General features: G+C 70.4%; 21 protein-coding genes and 1 other RNA gene. 4 read left to right on the top strand and 18 right to left on the bottom strand.

Annotated elements, in window-relative coordinates:
• Positions 1-279: 279 nt before the first annotated feature.
• Positions 280-1,851, bottom strand: coding sequence for a protein NO VEIN domain-containing protein (locus tag ADK66_RS07670; protein WP_231639954.1), 1,572 nt, complete (start codon positions 1,849-1,851; stop codon positions 280-282).
• A 167-nt stretch (positions 1,852-2,018) separates the two neighbouring features.
• Positions 2,019-2,435, bottom strand: an RNA gene (gene rnpB, locus ADK66_RS07975) — RNase P RNA component class A.
• Positions 2,436-2,566: 131 nt separating this feature from the next.
• Here rnpB and ADK66_RS07665 point away from each other — a divergent pair.
• Positions 2,567-3,328, top strand: a complete 762-nt coding sequence (locus tag ADK66_RS07665) for a sulfite exporter TauE/SafE family protein (RefSeq protein ID WP_053653204.1) — start codon at positions 2,567-2,569, stop codon at positions 3,326-3,328.
• Positions 3,329-3,339: 11 nt separating this feature from the next.
• Here the strand turns inward: ADK66_RS07665 and ADK66_RS07660 are convergent, their stop codons facing one another.
• The gene (locus ADK66_RS07660) at positions 3,340-4,572 is read right to left on the bottom strand and encodes an MFS transporter (RefSeq protein ID WP_053653203.1); all 1,233 of its coding nucleotides are present in this window, start codon (positions 4,570-4,572) and stop codon (positions 3,340-3,342) included.
• Between the two features lie 54 nt (positions 4,573-4,626).
• On the opposite strand from ADK66_RS07660, the gene ADK66_RS07655 reads away from it, so the two are divergent.
• Entirely contained in the window at positions 4,627-5,085 is a 459-nt protein-coding gene (locus tag ADK66_RS07655; protein ID WP_053653202.1) for a MarR family winged helix-turn-helix transcriptional regulator, read from the top strand.
• A 132-nt stretch (positions 5,086-5,217) separates the two neighbouring features.
• On the opposite strand, the gene ADK66_RS07650 is transcribed toward ADK66_RS07655, so the two are convergent.
• On the bottom strand, positions 5,218-6,108 hold the full coding sequence (locus tag ADK66_RS07650; protein WP_053653201.1) for an NmrA/HSCARG family protein: 891 nt from the start codon (positions 6,106-6,108) through the stop codon (positions 5,218-5,220).
• Positions 6,109-6,194: 86 nt separating this feature from the next.
• Between ADK66_RS07650 and ADK66_RS07645 the strand changes: the two genes are divergently transcribed.
• Entirely contained in the window at positions 6,195-6,800 is a 606-nt protein-coding gene (locus tag ADK66_RS07645) for a TetR/AcrR family transcriptional regulator (protein ID WP_082377297.1), read from the top strand.
• 142 nt (positions 6,801-6,942) lie between these two features.
• On the opposite strand, the gene mctP is transcribed toward ADK66_RS07645, so the two are convergent.
• The 9 genes from mctP to ADK66_RS07605 form a co-directional block, all read right to left on the bottom strand.
• Positions 6,943-8,592: a monocarboxylate uptake permease MctP gene (gene mctP / locus ADK66_RS07640; RefSeq protein ID WP_053653200.1), complete on the bottom strand. Its 1,650-nt coding sequence runs from the start codon at positions 8,590-8,592 to the stop codon at positions 6,943-6,945.
• A 178-nt stretch (positions 8,593-8,770) separates the two neighbouring features.
• Positions 8,771-9,025 carry a DUF3311 domain-containing protein gene (locus ADK66_RS07635; RefSeq protein WP_053653199.1) on the bottom strand — a complete coding sequence of 85 codons (255 nt, stop codon included), beginning with the start codon at positions 9,023-9,025 and terminating at the stop codon, positions 8,771-8,773.
• 242 nt (positions 9,026-9,267) lie between these two features.
• Positions 9,268-11,739 (bottom strand): M14 family zinc carboxypeptidase, encoded by a 2,472-nt coding sequence (locus ADK66_RS07630; RefSeq protein ID WP_053653198.1) that lies wholly within the window; start codon positions 11,737-11,739, stop codon positions 9,268-9,270.
• Positions 11,740-11,848: 109 nt separating this feature from the next.
• Complete coding sequence (locus tag ADK66_RS32665) at positions 11,849-11,929, bottom strand: putative leader peptide (RefSeq protein ID WP_350874228.1); 81 nt, start codon at positions 11,927-11,929, stop codon at positions 11,849-11,851.
• A gap of 89 nt (positions 11,930-12,018) precedes the next feature.
• Positions 12,019-13,176: a bifunctional RNase H/acid phosphatase gene (locus ADK66_RS07625; protein ID WP_053653197.1), complete on the bottom strand. Its 1,158-nt coding sequence runs from the start codon at positions 13,174-13,176 to the stop codon at positions 12,019-12,021.
• Between the two features lie 3 nt (positions 13,177-13,179).
• Complete coding sequence (locus ADK66_RS07620) at positions 13,180-13,917, bottom strand: zinc ribbon domain-containing protein (protein ID WP_053653196.1); 738 nt, start codon at positions 13,915-13,917, stop codon at positions 13,180-13,182.
• Complete coding sequence (locus ADK66_RS07615; protein ID WP_053653262.1) at positions 13,907-14,743, bottom strand: Nif3-like dinuclear metal center hexameric protein; 837 nt, start codon at positions 14,741-14,743, stop codon at positions 13,907-13,909. The genes ADK66_RS07620 and ADK66_RS07615 overlap by 11 nt, the downstream gene beginning before the upstream one ends.
• Positions 14,744-14,868: 125 nt before the next feature.
• Positions 14,869-15,441, bottom strand: coding sequence for a flavoprotein (locus ADK66_RS07610; RefSeq protein ID WP_053653195.1), 573 nt, complete (start codon positions 15,439-15,441; stop codon positions 14,869-14,871).
• Between the two features lie 16 nt (positions 15,442-15,457).
• Positions 15,458-16,687 carry a helix-turn-helix domain-containing protein gene (locus ADK66_RS07605; RefSeq protein WP_053653194.1) on the bottom strand — a complete coding sequence of 410 codons (1,230 nt, stop codon included), beginning with the start codon at positions 16,685-16,687 and terminating at the stop codon, positions 15,458-15,460.
• Positions 16,688-16,937: 250 nt separating this feature from the next.
• On the opposite strand from ADK66_RS07605, the gene ADK66_RS07600 reads away from it, so the two are divergent.
• Positions 16,938-17,609: a bifunctional DNA primase/polymerase gene (locus tag ADK66_RS07600; RefSeq protein WP_053653193.1), complete on the top strand. Its 672-nt coding sequence runs from the start codon at positions 16,938-16,940 to the stop codon at positions 17,607-17,609.
• Between the two features lie 391 nt (positions 17,610-18,000).
• Here the strand turns inward: ADK66_RS07600 and ADK66_RS07595 are convergent, their stop codons facing one another.
• Genes ADK66_RS07595 through ADK66_RS07575 form a run of 5 tightly spaced genes read right to left on the bottom strand, consistent with a single transcriptional unit; the run spans position 18,001 to position 24,331 of the window.
• Complete coding sequence (locus tag ADK66_RS07595) at positions 18,001-18,723, bottom strand: FAD:protein FMN transferase (RefSeq protein WP_053653261.1); 723 nt, start codon at positions 18,721-18,723, stop codon at positions 18,001-18,003.
• A 49-nt stretch (positions 18,724-18,772) separates the two neighbouring features.
• Positions 18,773-19,393 carry an FMN-binding protein gene (locus ADK66_RS07590; protein ID WP_053653192.1) on the bottom strand — a complete coding sequence of 207 codons (621 nt, stop codon included), beginning with the start codon at positions 19,391-19,393 and terminating at the stop codon, positions 18,773-18,775.
• A gap of 11 nt (positions 19,394-19,404) precedes the next feature.
• Positions 19,405-20,823, bottom strand: a complete 1,419-nt coding sequence (locus ADK66_RS07585; protein ID WP_053653191.1) for a ferric reductase-like transmembrane domain-containing protein — start codon at positions 20,821-20,823, stop codon at positions 19,405-19,407.
• Positions 20,820-22,202, bottom strand: coding sequence for a DUF1501 domain-containing protein (locus tag ADK66_RS07580; protein WP_053653260.1), 1,383 nt, complete (start codon positions 22,200-22,202; stop codon positions 20,820-20,822). The genes ADK66_RS07585 and ADK66_RS07580 overlap by 4 nt, the downstream gene beginning before the upstream one ends.
• Before the next feature lie 8 nt (positions 22,203-22,210).
• The gene (locus ADK66_RS07575; protein ID WP_053653190.1) at positions 22,211-24,331 is read right to left on the bottom strand and encodes a DUF1800 domain-containing protein; all 2,121 of its coding nucleotides are present in this window, start codon (positions 24,329-24,331) and stop codon (positions 22,211-22,213) included.
• Positions 24,332-24,471: the final 140 nt, after the last annotated feature.

The raw sequence follows: 24,471 nt of genomic DNA, 5'->3' as shown, positions 1-24,471 counted from the left end.
CTTGATCGAGCTGCCGAATTGTGCTCTTAGAGGATCAAGGCACCGCGCTTCGCGCGGTGCGGGCGGCAAGCCCGGCCGGCGGCAAGCCGCCCCGGCCGCCTGCGGCGCCGGGGCGGTGAGCCACCGACAGCCGCCGGGACACCGCCCCCATGCTGGGCAGATCCGCCGCACTGCGGTTTCCGGAAGGCCGTGACGGAAGCCGGAGAGGGCGGCCCTGGTGGTGGGTTGGGGCTTCCGACTGCCGCACCAGTCCAAACCCGGGACTGGCTTGCCACCGAATCACGCATCTCGCGCCGCGGTCGGTCCTGGCGCAGGACCGGCCAGGTCCGGCAGCTCTGCGTCTGCCGTGGGCAGTCGGTAGCGGTAGCGGATCGCCTCCAGGCGGTCGTCGTGCGGCGTCCAAGAGGTCCAGCGCCGTACCCGTCCGCCGCTAGTCACGATCTCGCCGTTCGGGTCTCGCGACCACTGGATCTGGTCGACGACCACGAGATGAGTTTCCGCGTCGTACGCGTGGTGTACCTCGTTCTTCGTCAGCTCCACCGTGTCCGCGGTACCTGACGAACCTTTGACCTCGATGTGCAGCTCCTGGTCGCCCTTCACGGCTCGCAGGTCGTAGGGCTTGCCCATCTCTTCGATGTCATAGCCGTCGTACAAGGCGGCGGCTCGGTCGACTGCGTGTCGTTCCAGGGCCTGCCTTAGAACGGGGTCGGCGATGTACCCCGAGCCGCCACGAGAGCGCGCTTTCCGGGTAGGGCTGCCGGCTGGCCGGGGTGCAGTGCGCGCAGGTCGCGAGGCATGGACTCGCGGTACGGCGGCCAGCTCCGGAACGGCATCGAGAATCGCCACAGGCAGCTTCACCAGATACGCCTGCATTACTCGCACTGGACGGCTCGCGTAGAAGGCGAACGGGAAGTACAGCGGACCCTGATACGTCGCGTCGAGCTTCTGCTTGATCTGGCGGAGGGCTGTCTCCGCGTACTGAAAGGCCGTCTGGTCAACGGGTGCGGGCAGCGGGGTGTAGCCGGTCAGCTCGTACCGCCAGGACGGTTGCGGCTCGTGGTTCGCCGGCCGGCTCTGGCCATAGGTCCCGCGAGCCTGCCATACAAGCTCGTCCTCGAACGGTCCCTCAACGGCTCGTGAGTAGCCGACGATGCCTGGCGCCTGATGCTTCGTCTTATGCCAGTGCAGGACGATGTCACCCGGCCGGAGCGCCGTCACCAGCGCGTATGACCAGTTCTCCCGCCCGCTGCCGTCGCGCTGCAACGCCTGGACGTTCGCGCCGATGTCGTCCCGATCTGTGATCTCCAGCCAGTAGCACTCGGCAGGATCGTCACGCCACCACTCGTTGAGACGCACCACGCCTGGTTCTCCCGCTCGGCGGGGCGCCGGCAAGGGACTGGACGGTCGGGGCGTAGCCGAGCCGGCCGGGACTCCTTTGGCTAGGTCGGCAGCGAGGCGGGCAGCGTCCGTCACGCCGTATCCCGGGACCTCCACCCGTAGCCGCAACCGCTTGCGGTTGTTGCCCGCCTTCTGCGCCCCGGGTGCCTGACCGATGCGACCCTGCCGGCTCAGGTCCTCGACGTCTGAAAGCCGAACGGAACGATCCAGCACCCTCCGCTCCGACTCTGGCAGCTGCTCGGTCCGCTGCGAGTCGACCAGGGCGTCAACCAGAAGAGCGCCCCACGTCCGCAGCCTCCCAAGAATCAGTTCCAAGGCCGGGGTGTAGTCGGAGTTGCGAGCAAGGCCAACGGCAGTGACGCCGCCAGCACTTTCCAGGATCACCGAAAGCCGCTGGCCATCTGGCTCCACCGCGAATTCGGCGTTCAGTACCCGCCCGGTGTCATCGGTCATGCGCACGCAGTACAGATTGCCACCGGTGTGCGACAAAGTCCTTGTCCCGCGGACGCCAGGCCGTGGCCAGGCCGTCAAACGCCACCCAACGATGACCAAGGTCAACCAACGACACCATATAAACGACCAGCTCAGAGCCTTGATCAGGTCTCTGAGCTGGTGGGCGACGGACGAGTCGACCTGTACGCCGGATTCTGTGCGCGGCGCGTACCCCGAAGGGTTTGCGCCGGCGGCGGCCATCCATCTCGGCCTGCCGTTGCCGGCAGGCTCCAGCGGCCTACCCGCAGACATCGGGCGGGCAGCCCTCAAGCGTCTGCGCCGGGTCGTCATCTTCCGGTGACGGCCCTTGCTTGGCCTTGCTCCGGGTGGGGTTTACCGAGCCACCCCGGTCACCCGGGGTGCTGGTGGGCTCTTACCCCACCGTTTCACCCTTACCGTCCCCCGTGGGGGTCGGCGGTCTGTTTTCTGTGGCACTGTCCCGCGGGTCGCCCCGGGTTGCCGTTAACAACCACCCTGCCCTGTGGAGTCCGGACGTTCCTCGGCGGCGGGCCGGAGCCCGCCGACGCGACCGCCCGGTCGACTCGTCCGTCGCGCCCTCATCCTAACGACGCGCGGTCCGCCGGTATTGCCGCCCCGTCTGGGCAGGATCGCGCAGCTCAGCGCCCGGCGGTCCGGGGGATCGATCGCAGGGGGAAAGGACTAGCCTCAGGGGGCTATGGATCTCCCTCACGCCGCGCTGCTGCTCGCCGCCGGTCTCGCCGCTGGCACTGTCAACGCGGTGGCCGGTGGCGGTTCTTTGATCACCTTTCCGGCGATGATCGCGGCCGGGTTGCCTCCGGTGCCGGCGAACGTCAGTAACTCGGTGGCCGTGTTCCCCGGTTACGTGGCCGCCGTGGCGGGCAGCAAGGCCGATCTGCCACGTCCTCGGGCGCTGGCGACCCTCGTGCCTACCGCCCTGGTCGGCACGATCGCCGGGGCGTTGCTGCTGCTGGCGACGCCTGCCCGCGCGTTCGAGGTCGTCGTACCCTTCCTCGTCCTCGGCGCGACAGCGGTGCTGGCCTTCCAGGATCCGCTGCGCCGCCTGGTCGGTCACCCCCGCGATTTGTCGCCGCGCCGCCGGACGGTCGCGGTGCAGACGATGGTCGCTGTCGGCGCGGTGTACGGCGGGTACTTCGGCGCGGCGTTGGGAGTGATGCTCGTCGCCGGCCTGGCCCTGGTGCTGGACGCGACCCTGGCACGGGTGAGCGCGATCAAGAATCTGCTCTCCGCGGTGGTCGGCCTCACGACGCTAGTGGTTTTCGCCCTGTTCGGCCCGGTGAACTGGACGGCCGTCGCGGTGGTCGCGCCAGCCACGTTGATTGGTGGGTACGTCGGCGCGCGGCTCGTCCGCCGGCTGCCGCCGGTGGTGCTCAAGACGCTGATCGTGGTGTTCGGTACGGCGATCGGCCTCTACCTGCTGTGGCGCGCCCTGAGCTGACCCGGGCGTCGTCAGTACGCCTCGCCTACCGGCTCCTCCGGGGCGTGCTCGGTGTCGGCGGCGGCGCGGTTCCAGCGGGCCCAGAGCACCCGCTCGCCGTAGCCGGCGGCCATCACGTGCGCGAAGGCCAGGTAGACGAGCACGCCGACGGCGAGCACCCCGAAACCGACCCAGTACGGCAGCGACAGCGAGTGCTCGGCGAGCTTGCCGGAGATGATCGGCGCGGGCGCGGCGGCACCCCAGCGGACGAGGTTGAACGCGCCGGTGGCGACCCGGCGGTCGCTGGAGCCGAGGCCGAGCGCCAGGTCGGTGAGGTTGGCGTTGGCCAGGCCCATGCAGAGCCCGGCGAGCACCAGCACCACGAGCGCTTCGGCTGTGCTTGTCGAGGTGGCGAAGAGGACCATGCAGACAAGCAGCCCGACGATGGCCACGCCGACGGTCTGCACCGCGCCGATCCGGTGGGCGAGTCGGTGGCCGATCACCAGGATGCCGGCGGCCAGGCCGAGGCCCCAGCCGGTGAACGCCAACCCCAGCGGGACGACGTCCAGGCCGAGGAAGAGCGGCGTGTAGCCGAGTACCACGAAGAACACGAAGTTGTACGTGCCGGTCACCACGCAGAGCACGAGGAACGCCGGATGGCGGTAGGTGGCGAAGATCTGGCCGAGCCGTACCGAGGGTTGGCGGGTGGTCGGCTCGCGCAGCTTGCGGGCTGCCACGCCGAGGGCGAGGACCATGAACACGCCGCAGACGAAGAACGGCAGCCGCCAGCTGACCTGGCCGAGCAGGCCGCCGATCAGCGGGCCGACGGCGAAGCCGAGACCGAGTGCGGTTTCGAAGAGGCTGACCGCCCATTCCCTGTCGACGGCCAGGTTGACCAGCACCACCATTGCGGTGGCGAAGAACATCGCGTTGCCGAGCCCCCAGACGCCGCGCAGCACGGAGAGCTGCACGATGTTGTCGCTGAGCGAGGCGAGGATCGCGGCGACGCCGACCACGGAGACGCCGGTGATCAGCACCGGCTTGAACCCGAACCGGCCGCTGGCGAGCGTCGCCGGGATCATGCCGAGAGCCATGACCGCGATGTACGCGGTGAACAGCAGCTCGACCTGCCAGGCGGTGACTCCGATCGCCTCGCCGATGGCCGGCAGGATCGGGTCGACGACGGCGATGCCGGCGATGGCGAGGAAGGCCACCAGTGTGGTGGCGTAGATGGCACTGCGGTTCGGTTCGGTGCGCCGATCCACTACGACTCCCCAGATAGCTGTATGATACAGACACTTATCCTGTATCGTACAGCTATGAGCGACGACGACGAGCGCACCCTCGGCCGGATCGAAACCGAGGTCGCACTCCTGATGCGGTTCGGCGAGGCGACCCGGCGGGCCACCGGCACCGCCGAGCACCGGGTGCTCGACCGGGCGGCGTACGTGATCCTGCGCCACCTGGACGCCGCCGGCCCGCAGAACGTCTCCGCGCTCGCCGCCCAGCTCAACCTGGACGGCTCGACAGTCACCCGGCAGGTGTCAGCGCTCCAGCGCGACGGGCTCATCACGCGTACCCCGGACCCGTCCGACGGCCGCGGGACTGTCATCTCCCCCACGGCCGCCGGACTCCAGCGGATGGCGGCGGTGCGGTCTGCGCGGACCCGGCTCTACGGCGAACTCCTGGCCGACTGGAGCGACGAGGACCAGACCGCCCTGGCGACCCTGCTGGGCCGCCTCAACCAGGCCCTGGTGAACCGCAACCGCCGCCGCTAGTGAACCCGGCCCGCCGCTGCCGCACTCCGCGCCGCCGCTCCTGAATCCCGGCGCCGCCGCCGCTCCTGCACCCGCCGCCGCTTTCGGGCCGGCTCTCGCCCCGCCTGGTGACGCTTTGCGGCTGGCGGAGAGTCAGGAGAACGTCCGCCGCGCCCAGGTACGGAAGTCGGTGGTGGGCAGGCCCAGGGCACGGGTCAGCTCCGGACGGGCGGGGCTTCCGTTCTCGTTGATCTGCTCGACCGCGTTGACCATGGCGGGCAGGAGACCGCGCTCGACGGCCTGCTGCGGGGTGAGCACGGGTGCGGCGACCTCCCGGCCGGTGACCTCACTCAGGATGGCCGCGACCTCGGTCATTGTGCGCAGGTCACCGGCCAGCTCGACGTCCAGGCCGCCGAACTTCTCCGGGTTGGTGAACGCGATCGCCGCGGCCTCCCCGATGTCGTCGACGGCGATCCACGGAAGTCGCGTGTCCTCGGCGAAGCCGGTGATGATCGTGCCGCTGGACCAGTCGCCGAACAGGTAGGACCAGCCGACGAGGTTCTCCATGAAGGTCGAGGGCTTGAGTACGGTCCAGTGCGCGAAGCCACCAGAGCGCACCATCTCGTCGATTGCCGCCTTGCTCTCCCAGTAGTTCCTGTCCCACCGACCCTCGGCCCATCCGGGCTGGTTGCGGTGGAACTCTCCGGCACCCGAGACGCTGCTGTGCACGACGTGCGACACACCGGCCTTGCGGGCGGCCTCGACGACGTTGCGACCGCGGGTCACCTCGGCGTCGCCCTGCATGTTCGTCACATCGGGGTACGGGATGGAGAAGAGGCCGTCCATCCCGTCCGCTGCCGCGACGAGCGACTCCGCGTCGTCGAGGTCGCCCGTGACCAGTTCGGCGCCCAGAGCCCGCAGAGCCTGAGCGCTGTCGGTGCCGGGATCGCGGACCAGAGCACGGACCGCAACGCCACGGTCGAGCAGCGCCCGGGCCGTTGCCCCGCCCTGCTTGCCCGTCGCGCCGATGACGAGAACAGCCATGATGCCTCCTGAGAAAGCAAGTGGGGTGGCCCCCCACTTCTCGTCGGCTACGATATGGGGGACCACCCCACTTTGCAAGGTGGACCATGAGAGCCGACGCGCAGCGCAACTACGACCGGATCATCAAGGCGGCGTCCGAGGCGATCGCCCGTGATGGCGCGTACGCCTCGCTGGAGGAGATCGCCCGCGCCGCCGGGGTGGGATCGGCGACCCTGCACCGGCGCTTCCCCACCCGGTGGTCCCTGCTCCAGGCGGTCTTCCGCGGCTGCGTCCGCAACCTCGCAGCGCGCGCCGGGGATCTGCGCGACGTGCCGGACTCCCTCGACGCCCTGACGACCTGGCTGCACGAGGTCACCGCGTACGCGACGACGACCCGTGGCCTCGCGGATTCGCTCCTCAACGAGCCCGTCGAGGAGACCGACTCCTGCGGCACGATGCTCATTGATGCCGGCGAGCCACTGCTGCGCCGCGCGATCGCCGACGGTTCGGTACGGCCCGACGTCACAATGGCCGACCTGATGATTCTCGCCAACGGCATCTCACTAGCGGCGCAACCGACAGGCGCGGCCAAGGCGAATCAACTGCTGACCCTAGCCCTGCAAGGAATCGGGCCAGCCGACCCGCCGCCGCACACCACAGAAGCACAATCCCGCGTGGACCGTGCCGCCGCAGTCCACACGAGCGACGGGTGACGGTGTCCACTCCGCAGGCTCCCGTCGATCATGGAGTTGTGGTGGGGGACGAATGGCGTGAACCACCGTCAACCAGGCACCACAACTCCATGATCGACCGGGACGGAAGGGGCGGGGACGGGCAGGGCCGGGCGGGGCGGGGTTAGGCGACTGGTTCTCGGGCTGCGTTGGCTTCGGAGGTGGGGCCTGGGGTTACTCGGGGGTCGCCCTCGTCGGCGAAGTAGTCGTCTGGGGTTGTTCCGTCGACGCCTTCGGGGGCCTTGGCAGCACGCAGGATCAGCGTCAACAGGGCCGCTACCGCCAGGTTGACAAGTACCGCCACGATGCCCACGTAGATCGTCTTGGGGGTGTCGAAGCCGAACTTCTCCAGCGGGAACGCCGAGCCGCCGAAGTGCTTCCGGGTCGGGCTGGCCACCTGGTAGAGCATCCACATGCCGAGCCCCATGCCGGCGGCCCAGCCGGCGATCAGCGCCGTCCGGTGGAACCAGCGCGTGTAGAGGCCCAGCGCCACGGCCGGCAGCGTCTGAAGGATGATCACGCCGCCGATGAGCTGGAGGTCGATGGAGAACTGCGGGTCGAGGAAGACGATGCAGGCCACAGCCCCCACCTTGACCACCAGTGAGGTGATCTTCGAGACGTTCGCCTCCTGCGCGGCGGTCGCGTCCCGCTTCAGGTACTCCTTGTAGATGTTGCGGGTGAACAGGTTCGCCGCCGCGATCGACATGATGGCCGCCGGCACCAGCGCGCCGATGCCGATGGCGGCGTAGGCGACCCCGGCGAACCAGTCCGGGAACTGCTGGTCGAACAGCAGCGGCACGATCGTGTTGTTGTCGACGCTGCCCTCGGTCGCCCCGGGCAGCGGCTTCACCCCCGCCGCGATGGCCATGTAGCCGAGCAGCGCGATCAGACCGAGCAGCAGACTGTACGCGGGCAGCGCCGACATGTTCCGCTTGATCACGTCGCGGTTCCGACTGGCCAGCACACCGGTGATGCTGTGCGGGTAGAGGAACAGCGCCAGCGCCGAACCGAACGCCAGTGTGACGTACTGGAGCTGGTTGTTGCCGTTGAGCAGGATGCCGTCGTTCGGGTTCGGCGACGCCTGGAACTTCGCGTCCGCCGCGTCGAAGATGTCGCCCCAACCACCCAGCTTGTACGGCAGGTAGATGACCGCCACCAGAATCACGATGTAGATCAGGCTGTCCTTGACGAACGCGATGAGCGCCGGCGCGCGCAGCCCCGACTGATAGGTGTACGCGGCCAGGATGGCGAACGCGATGATGATCGGCAGGTGCCGGGCCAGGGCGCTCTCCCCCGTCACGCCCATGGTCTTGAGGACCGCCTCGATGCCGACCAACTGCAGGGCGATGTACGGCATCGTGGCCACGATCCCGGTGATCGCGATCAGCAGCGCCAGCACCGGCGAGTCGAACCGCCTGCGGACGAAGTCGGCGGGCGTCACGAACCCGTGCCGGTGCGAGACCGACCAGAGCCGGATCAGCACCAGGAAGACAAGCGGGTAGACGACGATCGTGTACGGCACCGCGAAGAACCCGGCCGCGCCGGCTCCGAACATCAGCGCCGGCACCGCCACGAATGTGTACGCGGTGTAGAGGTCACCGCCGACCAGGAACCACGTGATCCAGCCGCCGAAGCTGCGCCCGCCCAGACCCCACTCGTCCAGGTGCGCCATGTCCTTCGGCGCCCGCCAGCGCGCTGCCACGAAGCCCATGGCGCTGACCAGCAGGAACAGCAGAGTGAAGACGATGATCTCGGTGAGATGGTCGCGCCACATCAGCGAACCTCCTTCGTGCGCGACTGCGGGGCTCGCAACCCCGGCTCACTCCTCGCGCTCACCGCTATCCCCGACGCTCGCGACTGCGGGGCTCGCAAACCCGGCTCACTCCTCGCGCTCACCGCTATCCCCGACGCTCGCGACTGCGGGGCTCGCAAACCCGGCTCACTCCTCGCGCTCACCGGACCCTCCGCTTCTTCGTCATCTGGTAGACGAACGTCGTGGTGGACACGCCGAGCAGGATCCAGGTCAGTTGCAGCCAGTAGTAGCGGGGGAACCCGAAGATCCGTGGTGCGTCGCCGTTGAAGAACGCCGGGATCAGCGGCACCACGATTGGCACAAAGAGCAGCCAGTTCCAGGGGCTGTGGTCCTTCGCCCTGGACTGGGCCGTCGTGGGCGCCGTGGTGGGCGCATCCGGTTCCGGTACAGCCATCTGACACACCTCCGGGGAGTCGTGGCTCTCGATGTAACGGCCGGAGGCTACGACTCTGTGACCGTCATCACGGTCGATGAATGGACGGTGCTGCGCCGAACGGCGTCCGTAGTGCGCCCAGCGGCATCGACAGATGTACCCGGTGTCGGGCCGATCCGAGCCGCCCCGGAGACGGCGTGGGGCCCGGGTGCGAAACGCACCCGGGCCCCACGTGGGCAGGCTGTCAGCTCACCCGATCAGACTCAACGCTGGGCCGCCCAGAGCAGCGCCCGACCGAGCTGCGACTGCAGGCCCTTGGGGTGCAGGCGGAACGTCGGGTCGGTGCCGAACAGCACCACGCCGTTGCCTGCCGTGGAGACGGCCCGCACGATGCTGGCGTTGTTTGCCGCAGCGGCCTGCCCGTTGGCGCCGCCGGTGGCCCACCAACCCGACAGCAGCGGGTCGGCGGCGTACGACTGCTCGACCTGGACGTTGGCGCCCAGGTTGGTGAACCAGACGGGCTGGCTGATGAACGAGTGCGGGATGGCCGAGGTGGTGACCGGCCCGCCGTTGTTCACGATGTTGGCCACGCCGCTGGCCAGGCTCGGTGCCGCTGTGGCAGTCACGCTCAGCAGCCCGGTGCCGTTGCCGAAGGACGCCCCGGGGGTGCCCAGGCCGACCACGCCGCCGCCGCGCGCCAGGAAGGCGTCCAGGGCGGCCCGATTCTCGGCGGTCAGGTTCGTCAGGTTGACGTTGCTGGCGACAAGCAGCACGTCGACGTCGGACGTCAGCGTCCCGGCAAGCGTCGCGGCGGTCACCGCACGCGCCTCGAAGCCCAGGGCGGCGAGGGTGTCCCGCTCCTCGACAGTGCCGATGTAGCCGACCACGACCCGGTCCAGCCGAGTGCCCCGCCAACCCTTCGGCGCCGCTTCGAAACGCACGCCGTGAGCCTTCACCTCGGCACGGGCCAGCTTCAGGTTGGCCGGGGTGTTCGGAACGACAACCGATCCGTCGGCGAGCCGGTGGACCGCGACGTTCTTGGCCAGCAGCGAGTTCACCGCGAGCAGGTCGGCGGCGTCGCGCAGGTCCAGGCGCAGGTCGGACTTGCCGGCCGGCAGGGTGCCCTCGGCACGCGCGTCGTAGACCCGCTCCAGACGCACCCCGGGGAGGGTGTTCCACAGAGTGTCCACAGTGGCGCCCCAGGTCAGGCCCTGGCTCCAGGCGGCCGGGCCGGCGTAGAGGTCGCCCACCCGGTCGGTGATGTCCGCGCCCGGTTCGAGCAGCGAGTTGACCAGGCCACGCTTGGGCTGGTGCATGTCGACGACGTACGAGCCGGCAGGGTAGGTCTTGCCGTCGGCCTTGAACGCCTTCTTCGCCTGCCACACCCGGCCGCCGCTGCCGACAAGCAGGTCGACCAGTCGGGCCGCGGCGGGCTCGGAGCGCTGTCCGGTGCCGGTCGGGATGACGTACGAGCGCGGGAACGTGGTGTTGTAGTTGTCCTCCGGACCCCAGCCCGGCACGTAGCCGTCGGGGATGTTGCGCAGCGGCTCACCGGCGAGGCCACGGCGGTAGACCTCGGCCTGGTCGTGCAGCACCTGCGCGCGGTGGTCCTGGATGTAGCGCAGCGACGTACGGATCGCCACCTCGTGCACGTCGGTGTTGATGCCGGAGCGGCGAACCCGTTCGGCAGGCGTGAGGTTGGTGCCGCGCGGGTTCAGCGGCGCCTCGATGGTGTACGGGATGCTGCTCTGGAGCATGGCGAACGACGGCACGTAGATCGGCGGGAAGTCGTCCCACACGCCCGGCTCGTCGTCACGGAACGGAATCCGCGCCTGCTGGGTCTCGGGGTAGCCCAGACCGCGCAGGCCCTCCTCGATTGCCAGGGCGTTCGGCAGGCCGTGCTTGATGTACAGGTCGTACTCGTTGTTGACGTTGTGCGGCGGGGTGCTGGGGTGCAGCAGGGTCGGGTTGACGTATCCGTGCAGGTCCAGCGTGATGATCGGCTTGGTGTCGATGATCAGGTCACGGATGATCCTGGTCTCGGGCTGCGAGACGATGGTGAGGTCACGGTTGAGGTCGTAACCCGCCGAGTTGGGCCGGGTCCCGGCCACCCGTCCGTCCGGGTTCGCGGTGACGATGAAGACCAGCCGGTTGCGCTTGAGCAGCGCTGCCACCTCGGGGCTGCGGTCGGTGGCGAGGTCCTCGATGACCCGCAGCGCGGCGTCCGTGCCCTCCCACTCGTTGCCGTGCAGGTTGCCGTTGACGAACAGCGGGGTCTTGTAGCCGGCGAGCAGCTTGCGGTCCCGCTGCGCCCGTGCCGGGTCGTCCTCGATGAGCCGCTTCCAGGTCTCCTGCTGCTGGGCCTCGGCGCGGCTCTCCGGCGCGGTCACGGTGACCACGTACAGGTCGTAGCCACCGGCGGACTTGCCGGCGACGTGGGCGGAGACCCGGTTGCTGGCCCGCTGGAGGGCGTTCAGCTTCGGCGCGATCTCGTCGTAGGGGACGACACCGATCGCGATCGAGGCGTCAGCCGGGTTGTCCGGCCAGACCGGGAGGGTGCTCTGCCGGGGGTAGCCCCGGACGTCGGAGTGGTTGGCACCGTGCTTCGGCGCGGGATGCCCCGGGGTCGAGTGCCCCGGTTTGGCGGACGCCGGGTTCGTCAGGGCCACGGTGGCCAGTAGCGCGGTGCTCACCACCGTCACGGTGAGGCGGGACAGACGTCTCTTGAGCAACATGGACAGATCTCCTGTCGGGAGGTACGCGCAGGCGGACACGCCGCTGGGCCGGAGACCAACGGTGAAGGGGGGTACGCCTGCTGCGTGCGAGAAAGGGGTGGACCCGGCGTCAGATGGAGCGTCGACAGGCTGCGCTGGCGACGCGCAGGAGGTCGATGTGACCCCGCTTCGTCAGGTGAACGCTTCGCACAAACCGATCTTGGGGCGCAGGAGCTCCACTGTCAACGGTTTCCGCCCTGGTCGGAGCCCTGGAGCTAAAACCCTCCCGATAGGTGGGAATTAGTCGATCTTGGTGAGGTGTGCGGTGTCGTTTACCGTCCGCACCGCGATCCCACCGTCGGGCCACATGTCGAGCACCGAGATGCCGGCCGCGTCCAGAAAGAGCCGATGTAGGAAACCGTCACCGGCGGCGAGCGCATCGCGCAGCGCCAGCTTGATCGGCGAGACGTGGGAGACGACAACCACAGCCTCCGCGGGGTACGCCGTGGGAAGCGCGCCGACGACCCGCCGGATGCGCTCGGCCACCTGGGTGAACGACTCACCGCCCGGCGGAGCGATCCGGGGTGAGGCGAGCCAGGCGTCCATCTCCCCCGGCCACTGCTGACGCACCTCGGCGAAGGTACGCCCCTCCCACTGGCCGAAGTCGCACTCGATCAGGTCGTCCTCGGTGCGTACCGGCACGTCACCGACCGCACCGGCGATCGCCGCCGCCGTGGACGTACACCGGGACAGCGGTGAGCTGAGCACGGCCGCGACGGAAGGGACCAGCTCGGCGACCCGGGCGGCGGTGGCGCGGGCCTGGGCGCGGCCGCGCGCGGAGAGCGGCACGTCGCCCCGGCCGGAGTAGCGGCCCTGCTCGGTGTACTCGGTCTCGCCGTGGCGCACCAGTACCAGCCGGGTGGCGGTGAAGCTCGGACGCGGCTCCCAGGACGCCGGTGCGGTCGCCGGGTCGCTGCCGATCACGGCGCCGCCGGCGGGTGCGCTGGCCGAGGCCGGGGCGCTGGCGGCGGAGGGCGTGGGGCGGCCTGCGGCGGCGTCCATCGCGGCGTTGGCGAGCGCGTCGGCGTGCCGGTTCTGGTCGCGGGGAATCCAGGTGAACCGGACGGCGTCGAACCGGCCCACGAGCGTCGCCGCCTGTGCGGCCAGCGGACGCAGACCGGGGTGCTTGATCTGCCACCGGCCGCACATCTGCTCGACCACGAGCTTCGAGTCCATCCGGACGTCCACCTCGCCGGCACCCACCTCGGCGGCGGCCGTCAGACCGGCGATCAGCCCCTGGTACTCGGCGACGTTGTTTGTCGCCGTACCCAGGGACTCGGAGCGTTCGGCGAGCACCTCGCCGGTCTCCGCGTCGCGCACCACCGCGCCGTAGCCGGCCGGACCGGGGTTGCCCCGGGACCCGCCGTCGGCCTCGACGACTACCACGCGCGGTGCCACGACCTACAGGCCCGACTCGTTGGTGCGGACCATGATCCGTCGACAGTCCTCGCAGCGGACCACGTCGTCCGGAGCGGTCTTGCGGATCCGCGCCAGGTCGGCGCCGGACAGCTCCAGCCGGCAGCCTCCGCAGCGGCCCGCGGTGAGCAGCGCCGCACCCAGCCCGGTCTCTTCGCGGATCTTGTCGTAGAGGGTGACAAGCTCAGCCGGGAGGTCGGCCGCGAGCGGCTGACGGGCGCCCCGCTTGAACTCCTCCTCCTTGGCGATCTCGGCCAGCGCGTCGTCGCGGCGCTGCTCGGTGGCGGCCCGCTTCTCCCGGACCTCGGCCAGCCGCTTCTCCACGCCGTCCAGCACGCCCTGCGCGGTCTCCCGCTGCTCCATCAGCTCCAACTCGGCGTCCTCCAGGTCGCCCTGGCGCCGGTTGAGCGAGACCAGCTCGTGCTGCAACGCCTCCAGCTCCCGGGCCGGCCCGGTGCCGGCGGCGAGCCGGTTCTCGTCCTTCTCCTTACGCGCCCGGACCTGGTCGACGTCCTTCTCCAGGCGGGCGATGTCCCGATCCAGGTCGTCGACCGCCACCTGGGCGCGGACCCGCTCGTCCTCCAGCGACGACAACTCCCGGGCCAGCGCCTCCAGCTCGGCCCGCTCCGGCAGCGACCGACGGCGGTGCGCGAGCTGGGCGAGGTTGGTGTCGATGGCCTGAAGGTCGAGCAGGCGGCTCTGCACCTTGGGGTCAGCCTTCACGGTCGGGCTCCTTGTCGTCCACAGCGGGTGCGGCGGCGTGCACGGTCCACGGGTCGGTGTCCAGGTCGGACACCAGCGTCTCGACGCCCGGCGCCTCCCGAAGGAGGGCGGCCAGATCGTCGAGCCACGGTCGTTCGGTCGCCCAGTGGGCGGCGTCGATCAGGGCGGGACCATCGGCCGCGAGGTGCTCGCCGGCCGGATGGTGCCGCAGGTCGGCGGTCAGGAACGCGTCCACCCCGGCAGCGGTCGCGGCGCCGAGGAAACTGTCCCCCGACCCGCCGCTGACGGCGAGGGTACGAACCATACGCCCGGGATCCCCCGCAGCGCGAACTCCCCACGACGTGACAGGGAGCACGGCGGCGGCGTGCCCTGTCAACTCGGCGAGGGTCATCGGGCGGGGCAACTCGCCGATCCGGCCGAAGCCCCGGTCGTCGCCGTACGCGGGGGAACCGGGCGCTGGCTGCTGCAACGGGCGCAGCCCGGTCAGGCCGAACCGGGCGGCGAGGGCATCGGAGACGCCGGGGGACGCCACGTCGGCGTTCGTGTGTGCCACGTAGAGCGCCACCCCGGCCCGGATCAACTGGTGCACGATCCGGCCCTTGAAGGTCGTCGGGGCGACCGACGAGACGCCCCGCAGCAACAGCGGGTGATGCGAGACGATCATGTCCGCGCCGACGGCCAACGCCTCGGCTACCGTCTCGGGCACCACGTCGACCACACAGAGCACCCGGCGGACGAGGGCGGCCGGCTCACCGAGCACCAGGCCGACCCGGTCCCACTCCTCGGCCCAGACCGGCGGGTAGCGCCGCTCCAGCTCGGCGACCACGTCGGTCACCGAGGGGGTGGATACGCATACGCTCACGGCGGCCCAGCTTACCGGCGCGGCGACGGTCCGGCGGCGACGCCCGGCCGCGCCGGTCGGGCTACCTCGCGGACGCGGCCGCCGGGCGGTCAGGCCGCGCGGTACGCGACGGTACGCAGCGCGGCCAGCGGCATCTGCCAGGGGAACACGTGCATGTGCTGTTCGCCTGTCCCGGGCGGGTGCAGGGGCACCACATGATCACCGAAGAGCATCGTGACGCCCCATTCCGCCAGCCGGGCCACACCGGCCCGGAATGCCGGGTGGGCGGCCATCGCGGCGTTCGTGTACGGCACCGCCACGATGGGCAGGCCCTTGCCCTGCGCCTCCACCAGCAGCCCGAGGGCGAGAGTGTCAGCGATCCCGGCCGCCCACTTGTTGATCGTGTTCACGGTCGCCGGGCACACGATCATGGCGTCGGCCGGCGGCAGCACGTCCGGATCACCGGGGTTCTTGTAGTGCGTACGCACCGGGTGCCCGGTCTGGCGGGTCAGGGCGGGCTGGTCGACGAACTTGGCCCCGTCCGGCGTGGTGATCACGCAGACGTCCCAGTCGTCCTGCTGGGCCAGGTCGACCAGGCGCCCGACGTGACGTGCCAGCGGCGAACCGCAGGCGATGACATAGAGCACCGAACGGTGCTCGCTTGTGCGCTGTCCGCCGGCCATCAGACCGGCTCCGCGCTCATACCCCTACTCCCATGTGCTCAGCCAACTCCGCTACCGGAGAAGGCGGCGCACCACGTGTGCGACGAAGGATGTCCGACATGACCTCATGGGCGATCGGACGGCAGCGGATCTCCGACGGCGCGAGCCGATCACCGAGCAGCAGCATCTCGCCGGCGTTGGCCACATCGCCGATCTGCGCGTACCCGCGGGCGATGTCGAGCAGGTGATGGGCCCGACGTTCGGGCAGCAACGCGTTGAACAGAGGCTCCGAGATGCGCAGCCGGTGCACCTCCACGGCCCGGCCTCCGTCACCCAACTCCACGGCGGCGGCGGCACGGTGCAACTCGACGTTCGTCGGGCCGAACGACGTCCAGTAGTGGTTCTGGTCGCTACCGAGCAGCGTGGCCGCTTCCTCCGCGCAGCTGATCAGGTCGTCGACGCTTGCCGAGTCACCGATCCGGGAAGCCGCCATCGCGCCCTGGAGCAGCAGCATGCCGTAGACCGAGAGCCGGGCCGGCGAGACGTCGTTGCTGCCGCCGGGCGCAAGCCGGTTGGCGATCTGGACGTTCAGCTCCAGCGCCGGGCGACCCCTTCCCATGGCGACAAGGGCGTTGCAGACCCGGGTGGTGGCAATGCCGGCCAGCAGCGGGTCGTCCGCCCGCTGGGCCACAGCCATCGACCGGTCCGCCGCCAGCCAGGCCAGGTCGCACTCGCCGAGCTTGCGCAGCACCGAGGAGGCGATCTGGTAGACCTGCCCGAGCAGATGGGCCGCCTCCGGCGCCTGCGCGCCGCCGTACGCGGCATCGGCCGCCTGGGCGTCGCGCAGCAGCTTCGGCAGCGCCCGGGTGAGCATCCCGTACCGGCCGTACTGGTAGGTGAGCCAGGCGTGGTTGACGGCCTTGCGCATGTCGTCAAGCGGGGGCGGACAGGGTGCCGCGTCGAAGTAGGCGCTCATCGAGTCGTACCGCTCCAGGGCCGCCCGGATCTCCTGCACCTCGACCTGGTCGATGCAGTTCAGCGCGTCGGTACGTCGCTCCGGGTCCCGGCCCAGCAACAACTGCACGTCCATCTGGAGGATGTCGGCGATCTCGTAGAGGACCGAGAACTTGTCCAGCCGGCGGACCCCGCGCTCGACCTTGTCCACCCAGCTCTTCGACTTGCCCAGCCGGTCGGCGAAGACCTGCTGCGACATCTTGCGACGGCCCCGCCAGTAGGCCACTCGCCGCCCTATGGGTAGCTCGTCCATCTCCCCATCCCCTCCCCTGCCGCCACCGTCCATCGGTCCGGGGCGATGTCCGCGGGTGCGGCGGTCCAGCGTCCTCTTCAGGTTTCCGCTGGTCGCACAGCGTGTACGTCAGCCGGATAGCCAGTCCTCGTACTTTTCGTGCAAGTTGCACGAGCCGTTCGTCAACCTCAACGATCGTGGGTTACGGCAGTGACGGCGCTCGACATGCGACCTGGCGTACGCCAGGCCCGACGAGGGGAGATGGCACATCATGTGGCGAAACGTCGGACCGCGCGTCGCTGAACTGTCGCCGTTGGAACGGGTCCGGCTGCGCCGGGTCGCCATCCGGTACGCCGTACACGGATGGGAGGTGACCCCCGGCGCCTGCCTGGCCCGCAGCCGGTTCGTGTGCGGCCGGGCCGGCTGCCCCACCGTCGGCTGCCACCCCGCGCTGGAGAACTGGGAGTTGGCCGCGAGCGCCGACCCGATCCGGGTGGCCACCTGGTGGCGGACGCGCCCGCACGGCGTACTGCTGCCCACCGGGCGGGCCTTCGACGTGCTGGAGGTGCCGGCGCACCTGGGCCGGCACGTGCTCGACGCGGTACGCACCCACCCGGCCGGCACCGGCGTACGCGGCCCGGTGCTCGTCACCCCGACCGGCAGGTGGATGTTCCTGGTCCGCCCCGGCGATCCGCTCCGCCCGGAGTTGGAGCACTGTTTCCACGTGGTCCGGCACGGACCGGGATCGTGGATCCCGGCGCCGCCCACAAGGCTGCCCGAGGGGACGGTCCGCTGGGCGGTCGCCCCGGAGCAGGCGCGGTGGCAGCTTCCCGACTCCTACCTGGTGCAGAACACGCTTATCGAGGCGCTGCGCGCCAACGGGGTGACGCTTGCCCTCGACCTGCTCCCCGGCCACCTGCCGCTCCCCCGCCGGGGCATGTGAGTCGGGCCGGGAGCGGACTCGATCCGGTGACCGACAGCGTCGCCGGGGCGCCGGTCCTCGTTGAGCAGAGGGACAGCGACAAAGCGCCAGCGCGAACGCGCGCCACGAACGGGGGAACGATGTCCACGGACGACAGAGCGCCGCATCCCGGCGGCACCGAGCCGCCCCGCCGCAGCCACCCCGGGCGCCGTTGGGCGGGCACCCGTCCCGCCGGCTCCCGCCCCGGCCGTCCCCGCCCCACCGGCACCCGCCCAGCAGGCACAAACCGCCCGGTGCGCTGACCCCATCCCGGGGCTCACCCCCGCGATCTTGCACTTTCTGCCCGGACAAACGCCTTAGTCACGGCAAAAAGGTGACCGAACTGCAAGATCGCGGCGACGTGAGGGCGGGGTCAGGTTGTTGTGGGGAGGGCCGTCGAGTGGTACTGGCGGCCCTTGTCCGTTATCACCGCGTGGGTGTAGTCGGGGCAGCGGTCCAGCCAGCCGATGCCGGCGGTGCCCATGGCAAGGGCCGCAGTGGCGTACGCGTCGGCCACCCCGAGATCGCTGCCGACCACTGTGACCGACCGCAGGCCGCTCGCGGCAGCGCCGCGGCGCGGGTCCAGCACGTGTCGACCCCGCTCGTACACCCCGGACGTGGCCACCGCCAGATCCGTTCCGGCCAGCACCAGGCAGGTCGCCATCGCGTCCCACGGGTGCCGGATGCCGATCCGCCACGGCTCCCCCGCCGGGGAGAACCCGCGTACCCGCACGTCGCCGCCGGCGTTGACGCAGTGGTTCGGCGCCCCGGCGGCCAGCAGCCGGTCCGAGGCGACCTGCGCCGCCCAGCCCTTCACGAAACCGGACGGGTCGAGCCGCCCGGTGGCGTACGCGTCGAAGAACCCGTCGGTGGCACCCCACAGGTCGGCGCACGCCTCCAACACGAACCGCAGATCCGCCGACGCCTCAGAGAGCAACACCTCGCCCCTGTCGAAGCGGCACACCTCGCTGTCGTCCCGGTAGGTGCTGAACCTGGCGTCCACCTCGCGCATCCAGCCGAAGACGTCGTCGGCCAGCTCGTGCAGGCGTGCCGGCGGCAGGTCGTCGGCGAGGTCCACGGTGATCGCCGTACCCATGATCTGCTCGACCCGGCAGAGCCCGGGTCGGGACGTCGTGACCGGCACGTCAGAACGCCTGCTCGATGGCGGCCCGCAGCGACTGCTTGTAGGCGTTGCTGGTCGCGGTGGCCCCGGACACGGTGTTCAGGTTGGCGCTCTGCTTCTGCACCACCTCGCCGCCGGTGCCGTTGTACCTGTCCCGCACGTCGCCGCTGTGGATGTCGGACTCACCGCCGCTGGGCAGCGACAGGGTGGTGGCCTCGACGATGCGGTTGCCGGAGACCACGATCTGCACCTGCACGTACCCGTACGTCTCAGACCCGTCCTTGGCGTCCACCCCCGGCCCGGTGATCCGGCGGGTGGTCGGCTGGGGTGCCTTGGTGGTGGTGCGCGGCGCTGTCGGCGCCTTCGCCGTGGTGCGGGTGCCCGACGGACGGGCGGTGGTCTTGCCCGGCTTGGGCGACGTGGCCGCGTCGGCGCTCTCGGACGGCTTCGGTGCCGCACCTGTCGGGCCTGCGCCGGGGGCGTCCGGGGCGACGCTCGGGTCGGCGCCCGGACCGGCGGGGTTGACCGGCTGGGAGGTCGGCAGGTTCTGGGCAGCCGGCGTGACACCCGGGGAGCCCTTGAGCACCACCAGCGCGGTGGTGCTGGCGGCCAGACCGGTGATCGCGAGCAACGCGCGACGCATGCGATGCCTTCCTACAACTCGAAGGTGGCTAGGTGGATCTGCCGGCGTGGTACTCCGGCCCGGCGCAACGCGCGCACCGACTGCTCGACCAGCCCGGGCGGACCGCACAGGTAGACGTCACGGCGGGCCACGTCGGGCACCAGTTGGCGCAGCCCGTCGGGGCTCATGAGCTGGCGGGGGCCGGGATCGTCGCGGGAGCCGATGACGTACCAGATGGAGGTGTCGCGTTCCTGGGCCAGCCAGTCCAGCTCGCGGCTGAGCAGCACGTCGGCGGGCGTGCGGGCCCGGTAGATGAGGGCGGCGCCCGGCGGCAACTCCTCAAGCATGGCCCGGATGGGCGTGATGCCGCTGCCGCCGGCGATCAGCAGGGCCCGTTCGCGGATCCGGTGCGCGGCGGTGAACGTGCCCGACGGACCCTGCGCCCACACGCGGGTGCCCGGTTCCAGGTCGCGCAGGTCGGCGGTGTGCGTGCCGACAACCTTGACGGTGAGGCGCAGCCAGCGGCCGTTGGCGGCGGCCGAGACGGAGAACGGGTGCGACTGCCACCAGCAGCCGCGGGTGAGGAAACGCCAGCGGAAGTGCTGCCCGCCGAGCATCTCCAACCGGCCCAGCCGCTCGCCCGTGAGATAGATGGAGATGGTGTCCGGGCTCTCCGCGACCACGTCGGCGACCCGCAGCTTGTAGCGCAGGTTGAACACCAGCGGCGCGATCACCCGTCCCCAGAGCAGGGCGGCGACCACCAGCAGGTACAGGACGATCCACCCGGTTCGCACCGGGCCGGGCCGGTAGAGCTGCGCGCCGTGGGTGAACTGGTGCCCATAGCCGAGCAGCAGAATCAGATAGCTGGACCGGTGCAGCAGGTGCCACAGCTCGTAGGGCAACGCCCGCCGGATCCCCCGCACACTGCTGAACCCGACGAGCATCATGATGCCGGTGGCGACGAACGCCGAGACCATGTCCTCGTAGTCGCCGAGCAGCGTGCCCACCTCGGCGACGATCGACTGGTTTCGCAGGTCGGCGTAGCCGACGAGGATCAGCGACATGTGCGCCAGCACGGCCACCAGCAGCGTCGCGCCGATGTCGCGGTGCCAGCGGGACAGGTGTTCGCCGCCGATCCACCGTTCCAGCACCGACAGCCGGCTCATCAGCAGCACCTGCACGAGCAGCAGGTAGCCGGCGACCAGGCCGGTGATCCGGCCCGCCGCGGTGACGGTCGACGCGGTGGTCCTCAGCGAGCCGGCCGGCGTCCCCAACCACCAGGGCAGCACGCTTGCCAGCAGCCCGAGCACGAGCAGCACGACCAGCAACCGGCGGCCGCCGGGTCCGCGCCGCTCCGGCACCTGCGGGGGTACGGGCGCAGCCGACCGGCCGCCGTGCCGGGACGAGGTCCCGGTGCGGCGGCCGGCGGCGTGGGTGTGCGGGTACGTCACGCGTACAGCTTCATCGGGGCGTACTTCATGCGGGGGAACACCTTCTGCACCTCCGCGTTGGTGAGCCCGAACCGGCCCTGGGCGATGGAGCCGTAGACGTTGAACATGTTGTTGTATTCCGGCACGTCGCCGGAATCCGGCTTGTCCAGGCCGTTCCACGTGCCGAGCAGGGAACCGGCGAGCTTCTTGCCGGACAGGACGGTGATCACGCCGCCGTGGCCGTGGTCGGTGCCGCCGCCGTTGGAGCGGATGCGCCGGCCGAACTCGCTGGACACCATGATCGTCACGTCGGCGGCCTGCGGGCCGAGGTCGGTGAAGAACGCCGCCATCGCCTTGGCCAGCTCGCCCAGCCGGCGGTGCAGCTGGCCGCCCTCGCGGGTGCCCTGGTTCTCGTGGGTGTCGTAGCCACCCATGCCGACGGTGGCGACCCGGACGTTCGCGCCGCCCTTGATCAGCTGGGCGAGCTGCTGGAACGCCCGACCGACGCCCTCGTACGTGACGCCCTCGGCAGGCTGGTACGGCTTGGCGGCGAGCTTCTGCGCGGTGGCCAGCGCACCCATGCCCTCCTGCACGGCTTCCTCGACCGGGTGGTTGATCCCGGTGAACAGCCCCTTGATGGCCTTCTCGGTGGCCGCCCGGAACTTCTCGTCGCCGTTGAGCCGCAGCGAGCCCACACTGTTCAGCGAGATCGCGCCGTTGTTGCCGACCAGCGAGCGCGGCAGCGTGCTGCCGATGCCGACGCTGCGGAACGCGGTGCCCTTGCCGAGGTTGTCGACGAGGCCGTCCAACCAGCCCCGGCCGCCGGTCTCGTTGGGCAGCCCGCCCAGGTTGCAGGCGTCCGCGGCCTGGAAGTGGCTGCGGGACAGCCGCTCGTCGGAGACCGCCGGGATGAAGCCCAACTGGCCGGCCTTGAGCCACTGCTCCAGCGGCTTGAACGCACTTGTCAGCTTGAAGCCCCGGCTCAGGGCCAGCGAGTCGTTGCCCAGCAGCAGGTCGGGGCGGTCCTTGGCGAGCACCGGGTCGTTGTCCGGGGCCACCAGGCTCAGCCCGTCCAGGCCGCCGTAGAGGAAGACGTGAATCAACGTGCCCGTCTTTGTCGCCGCGAACGACGCCGACGTGGTGACGAACTGGGCGGTGGCCAGCGCGGTGGCGGTCGCCGCCGCACCGGCGACGAACGTCCGGCGGGTGACACCGCGACCGTCCTGCTGGGCCTCCTCCAGGTTCTCCAGCATGCGGTAGCGGTCCGCCTCGGCCGCGTTCTCGGCGGCGACGACGTCGGCCTCGGCGCGCAGCAGCGCCTCAGCCGGGTTGTCGGCCAGCCGCCGCAGGTCGGGGCATTCGGGGTGCAGGGGGAAAGAGTTGTACACAGTCTTCTCCATCGGGTGCCTCACCGGAGGTGGTGCTGGGGGGACGCGAGGATCGCCCGCGCGACGGCGGTGATGGCCCCGTTGAACGTGGCATCGACCTTGGCGGTCGCCGGCACACCGGCCACGCCGAGGATCAGGTTCTTCTCCCGGGTGCTCAGCTTCTGACCCACGAGCCGCAGGGACAGCGCGTCCACGTACGCCCCGGCGGTGGCCGGCGGCTTCGCGACGAGCTTCTGCGGCGGCGTGTACGTGAACACGGTGCGGTAGCCGGCGGTGATCTCGCCGGCCTCGTTCCAGCCGTTGACCATGGTGCCGGCCGAGGTCCACGCGACGTAGACGTCCGGGTAGCCGTCCGGGGTGGGTTGACCCATCGGGTACTGGCCCAACTCCCGCAGCTTGTCGTGGACCTGCCGCAGGCCCCGGGCGAAGGGGGTGCGCTTGTTGTCGCCGTTGTTGTGCGTCGGCGACGCCTCCGGGCTGACGCCGAGCGTCCGGTACGTGGCCACCAGGTACTCCATCGGCCGGCGCACCTTCTGCCCCACCGCCGCCCAGAACTCAGAGGAGCTGAACAGCGTCATCAGCATCGGCTTGATCAGGCCGTTGTTGCTGCTGTACGTCTTGGCGAGCCGGTCCACGAGGGACTTCGGCGGGGTGTCCGAGACGAACCGGGTGGCAAGGCTCTGCGCCACGTACTTGGCCGTCGACGGGTGCAGCGCGATGTAGGTGATGTACTTGTCGATCGCCGCGTCCACGGCGGCGATCTCCTTGTCCGTCGGGTTGTTGACGTCCTTGATGGAGAACGTGTTCGGGTGGGTGAAGCCGAGGATCTTCACCTTGCCCATGTAGTGCTGGTTGACCCGCAGGCGGTACTGGCCCTTGTCGTCGACGCCACGGCCGGTCTGCAGCATGGCCGCCTGGCGGACGTCGCCCTCCGTGTAGCCGCCGTCGACGCCGACCGAGTACAGCTCCAGGTTCTCCCGGGCGAGGTTCTCGTTGATCGCGTCCTTGCGGGAGTCCTTCTGGTTCAGGTAGATCAGCAGCGCGGGGTGCTTGTTGGCGGCGACAAGCATCTCGGGGTAGCTGCCCAGCGCGTGCTTGCGCACCACGTCCTTGTCGAACGAGGTCCGGTACGCCTCGCCACCGTCGAAGTCGGCGGCGACGTGCAGGAAGTCGTTCCAGAAGTCGACCATCACCTCGAACAGTTGGCGCTTCGACCAGATCTGCCGGGCGATTGTGGCGTCGACCACCTCCCGCTCCGGCTGGGCGCCCTGCTCGTTGAGCTTCTCCCGCTGCTCGCGCAGCTGCTGCACGGTGAGCTTCTGGGTGGGCAGCTCGGCGATCTTCAGCTCGGCCTTGCTCGGCTCGATCTTGTCCGGGTCGAGCTGGGCGCGGATCCAGGCGTCGATGCCCTGCTTCTTGATGTCGGAGATCACGCCGGGCGTCGGACCGAAGGTGGCCCGTCGGGCCAGGTGCAGGATCGGGTCCTTGGCCAGCACCGTCTTGACGGTCACCTGGGTCTCCGCGGCGGCTGCCGCCGGCCCGGAGAACGTCCGGCCACCGGCGGGCGCGTTCTTCTTCAGCGCCTCACCGGCCCGGGAGCCCATGTAGCTCTCGTTCTGCTCGGTGTAGGTGCGCACCGTGCTGGGCTGCTGGCCGCTGGGCCGCGCCGCGTTGCCGTCGGTGACAGTGCTGCCGGTCGCGTCGCCGGCCGCCGCCTCGTCGCCGAAGAGGCCACGGATCTGCGGGGTCATGGCGAGCGCCGCACCGCCGGCCACCACGGCGGCCGTACCGCCGAGGGCGACCATGGCCTTGCGCCGGCCGACCTTGCGGCCAGGCTCGTCGTCATCGTCCAGGGTGGGCAGTCCGCTGCCGGCCGGGCGGGCGGGGGCCGGGCGGCCCAGGCCCTCCGGTCCGACCCACTGCGGGCCGCGCGGGGCTGCGGCGGGGTGTCCGTATCCGTCGCCGTACTGGTTGCGCGGGTCGGCCTGCGCCGGGTACCCGCCCTGATGGGAGTGGGGCGAGTCGTACCCGTACGACGCGGACGCGGTGGAGTCGCCGTACCCGTCCGCACTGTGGTGCTGGCGTCCGTCCCAGCCGCGGTCGTCCCGCGGTCGACGTGGTGGCACATTCTGGTCGGCCATGTACCAATCCCGATTTCTGATGAGCGCCGAAAGCTGCGACCGAGCAGGTGCGGCAGGTGCGGCGACTGTTGCCTGAGGGGGTTGCTACGGCAAGGTAACCAAGCGCCCAGGTGCCTTCAAGGTGGCCTGAACGCCCTCGT

Origin of the sequence: Micromonospora sp. NRRL B-16802 (assembly GCF_001279555.1) — a bacterium.
In the GTDB taxonomy this organism is placed as follows: domain Bacteria; phylum Actinomycetota; class Actinomycetes; order Mycobacteriales; family Micromonosporaceae; genus Micromonospora; species Micromonospora profundi.
Note: the sequence above shows the minus strand (reverse complement) of the source record. Positions and strands in the feature narration are given on the sequence as shown.

Coding starts and splice junctions, on each gene's coding strand:
- ADK66_RS07670 (WP_231639954.1), bottom strand. CDS start 1,851: ATGACCGATGACACCGGGCGGGTACTGAACGCCGAATTCGCGGTGGAG.
- ADK66_RS07665 (WP_053653204.1), top strand. CDS start 2,567: ATGGATCTCCCTCACGCCGCGCTGCTGCTCGCCGCCGGTCTCGCCGCT.
- ADK66_RS07655 (WP_053653202.1), top strand. CDS start 4,627: ATGAGCGACGACGACGAGCGCACCCTCGGCCGGATCGAAACCGAGGTC.
- ADK66_RS07650 (WP_053653201.1), bottom strand. CDS start 6,108: ATGGCTGTTCTCGTCATCGGCGCGACGGGCAAGCAGGGCGGGGCAACG.
- ADK66_RS07645 (WP_082377297.1), top strand. CDS start 6,195: ATGAGAGCCGACGCGCAGCGCAACTACGACCGGATCATCAAGGCGGCG.
- mctP (WP_053653200.1), bottom strand. CDS start 8,592: ATGTGGCGCGACCATCTCACCGAGATCATCGTCTTCACTCTGCTGTTC.
- ADK66_RS07635 (WP_053653199.1), bottom strand. CDS start 9,025: ATGGCTGTACCGGAACCGGATGCGCCCACCACGGCGCCCACGACGGCC.
- ADK66_RS07630 (WP_053653198.1), bottom strand. CDS start 11,739: ATGTTGCTCAAGAGACGTCTGTCCCGCCTCACCGTGACGGTGGTGAGC.
- ADK66_RS07610 (WP_053653195.1), bottom strand. CDS start 15,441: ATGGCCGGCGGACAGCGCACAAGCGAGCACCGTTCGGTGCTCTATGTC.
- ADK66_RS07605 (WP_053653194.1), bottom strand. CDS start 16,687: ATGGACGAGCTACCCATAGGGCGGCGAGTGGCCTACTGGCGGGGCCGT.
- ADK66_RS07600 (WP_053653193.1), top strand. CDS start 16,938: ATGTGGCGAAACGTCGGACCGCGCGTCGCTGAACTGTCGCCGTTGGAA.
- ADK66_RS07595 (WP_053653261.1), bottom strand. CDS start 18,723: ATGGGTACGGCGATCACCGTGGACCTCGCCGACGACCTGCCGCCGGCA.
- ADK66_RS07590 (WP_053653192.1), bottom strand. CDS start 19,393: ATGCGTCGCGCGTTGCTCGCGATCACCGGTCTGGCCGCCAGCACCACC.
- ADK66_RS07580 (WP_053653260.1), bottom strand. CDS start 22,202: ATGGAGAAGACTGTGTACAACTCTTTCCCCCTGCACCCCGAATGCCCC.
- ADK66_RS07575 (WP_053653190.1), bottom strand. CDS start 24,331: ATGGCCGACCAGAATGTGCCACCACGTCGACCGCGGGACGACCGCGGC.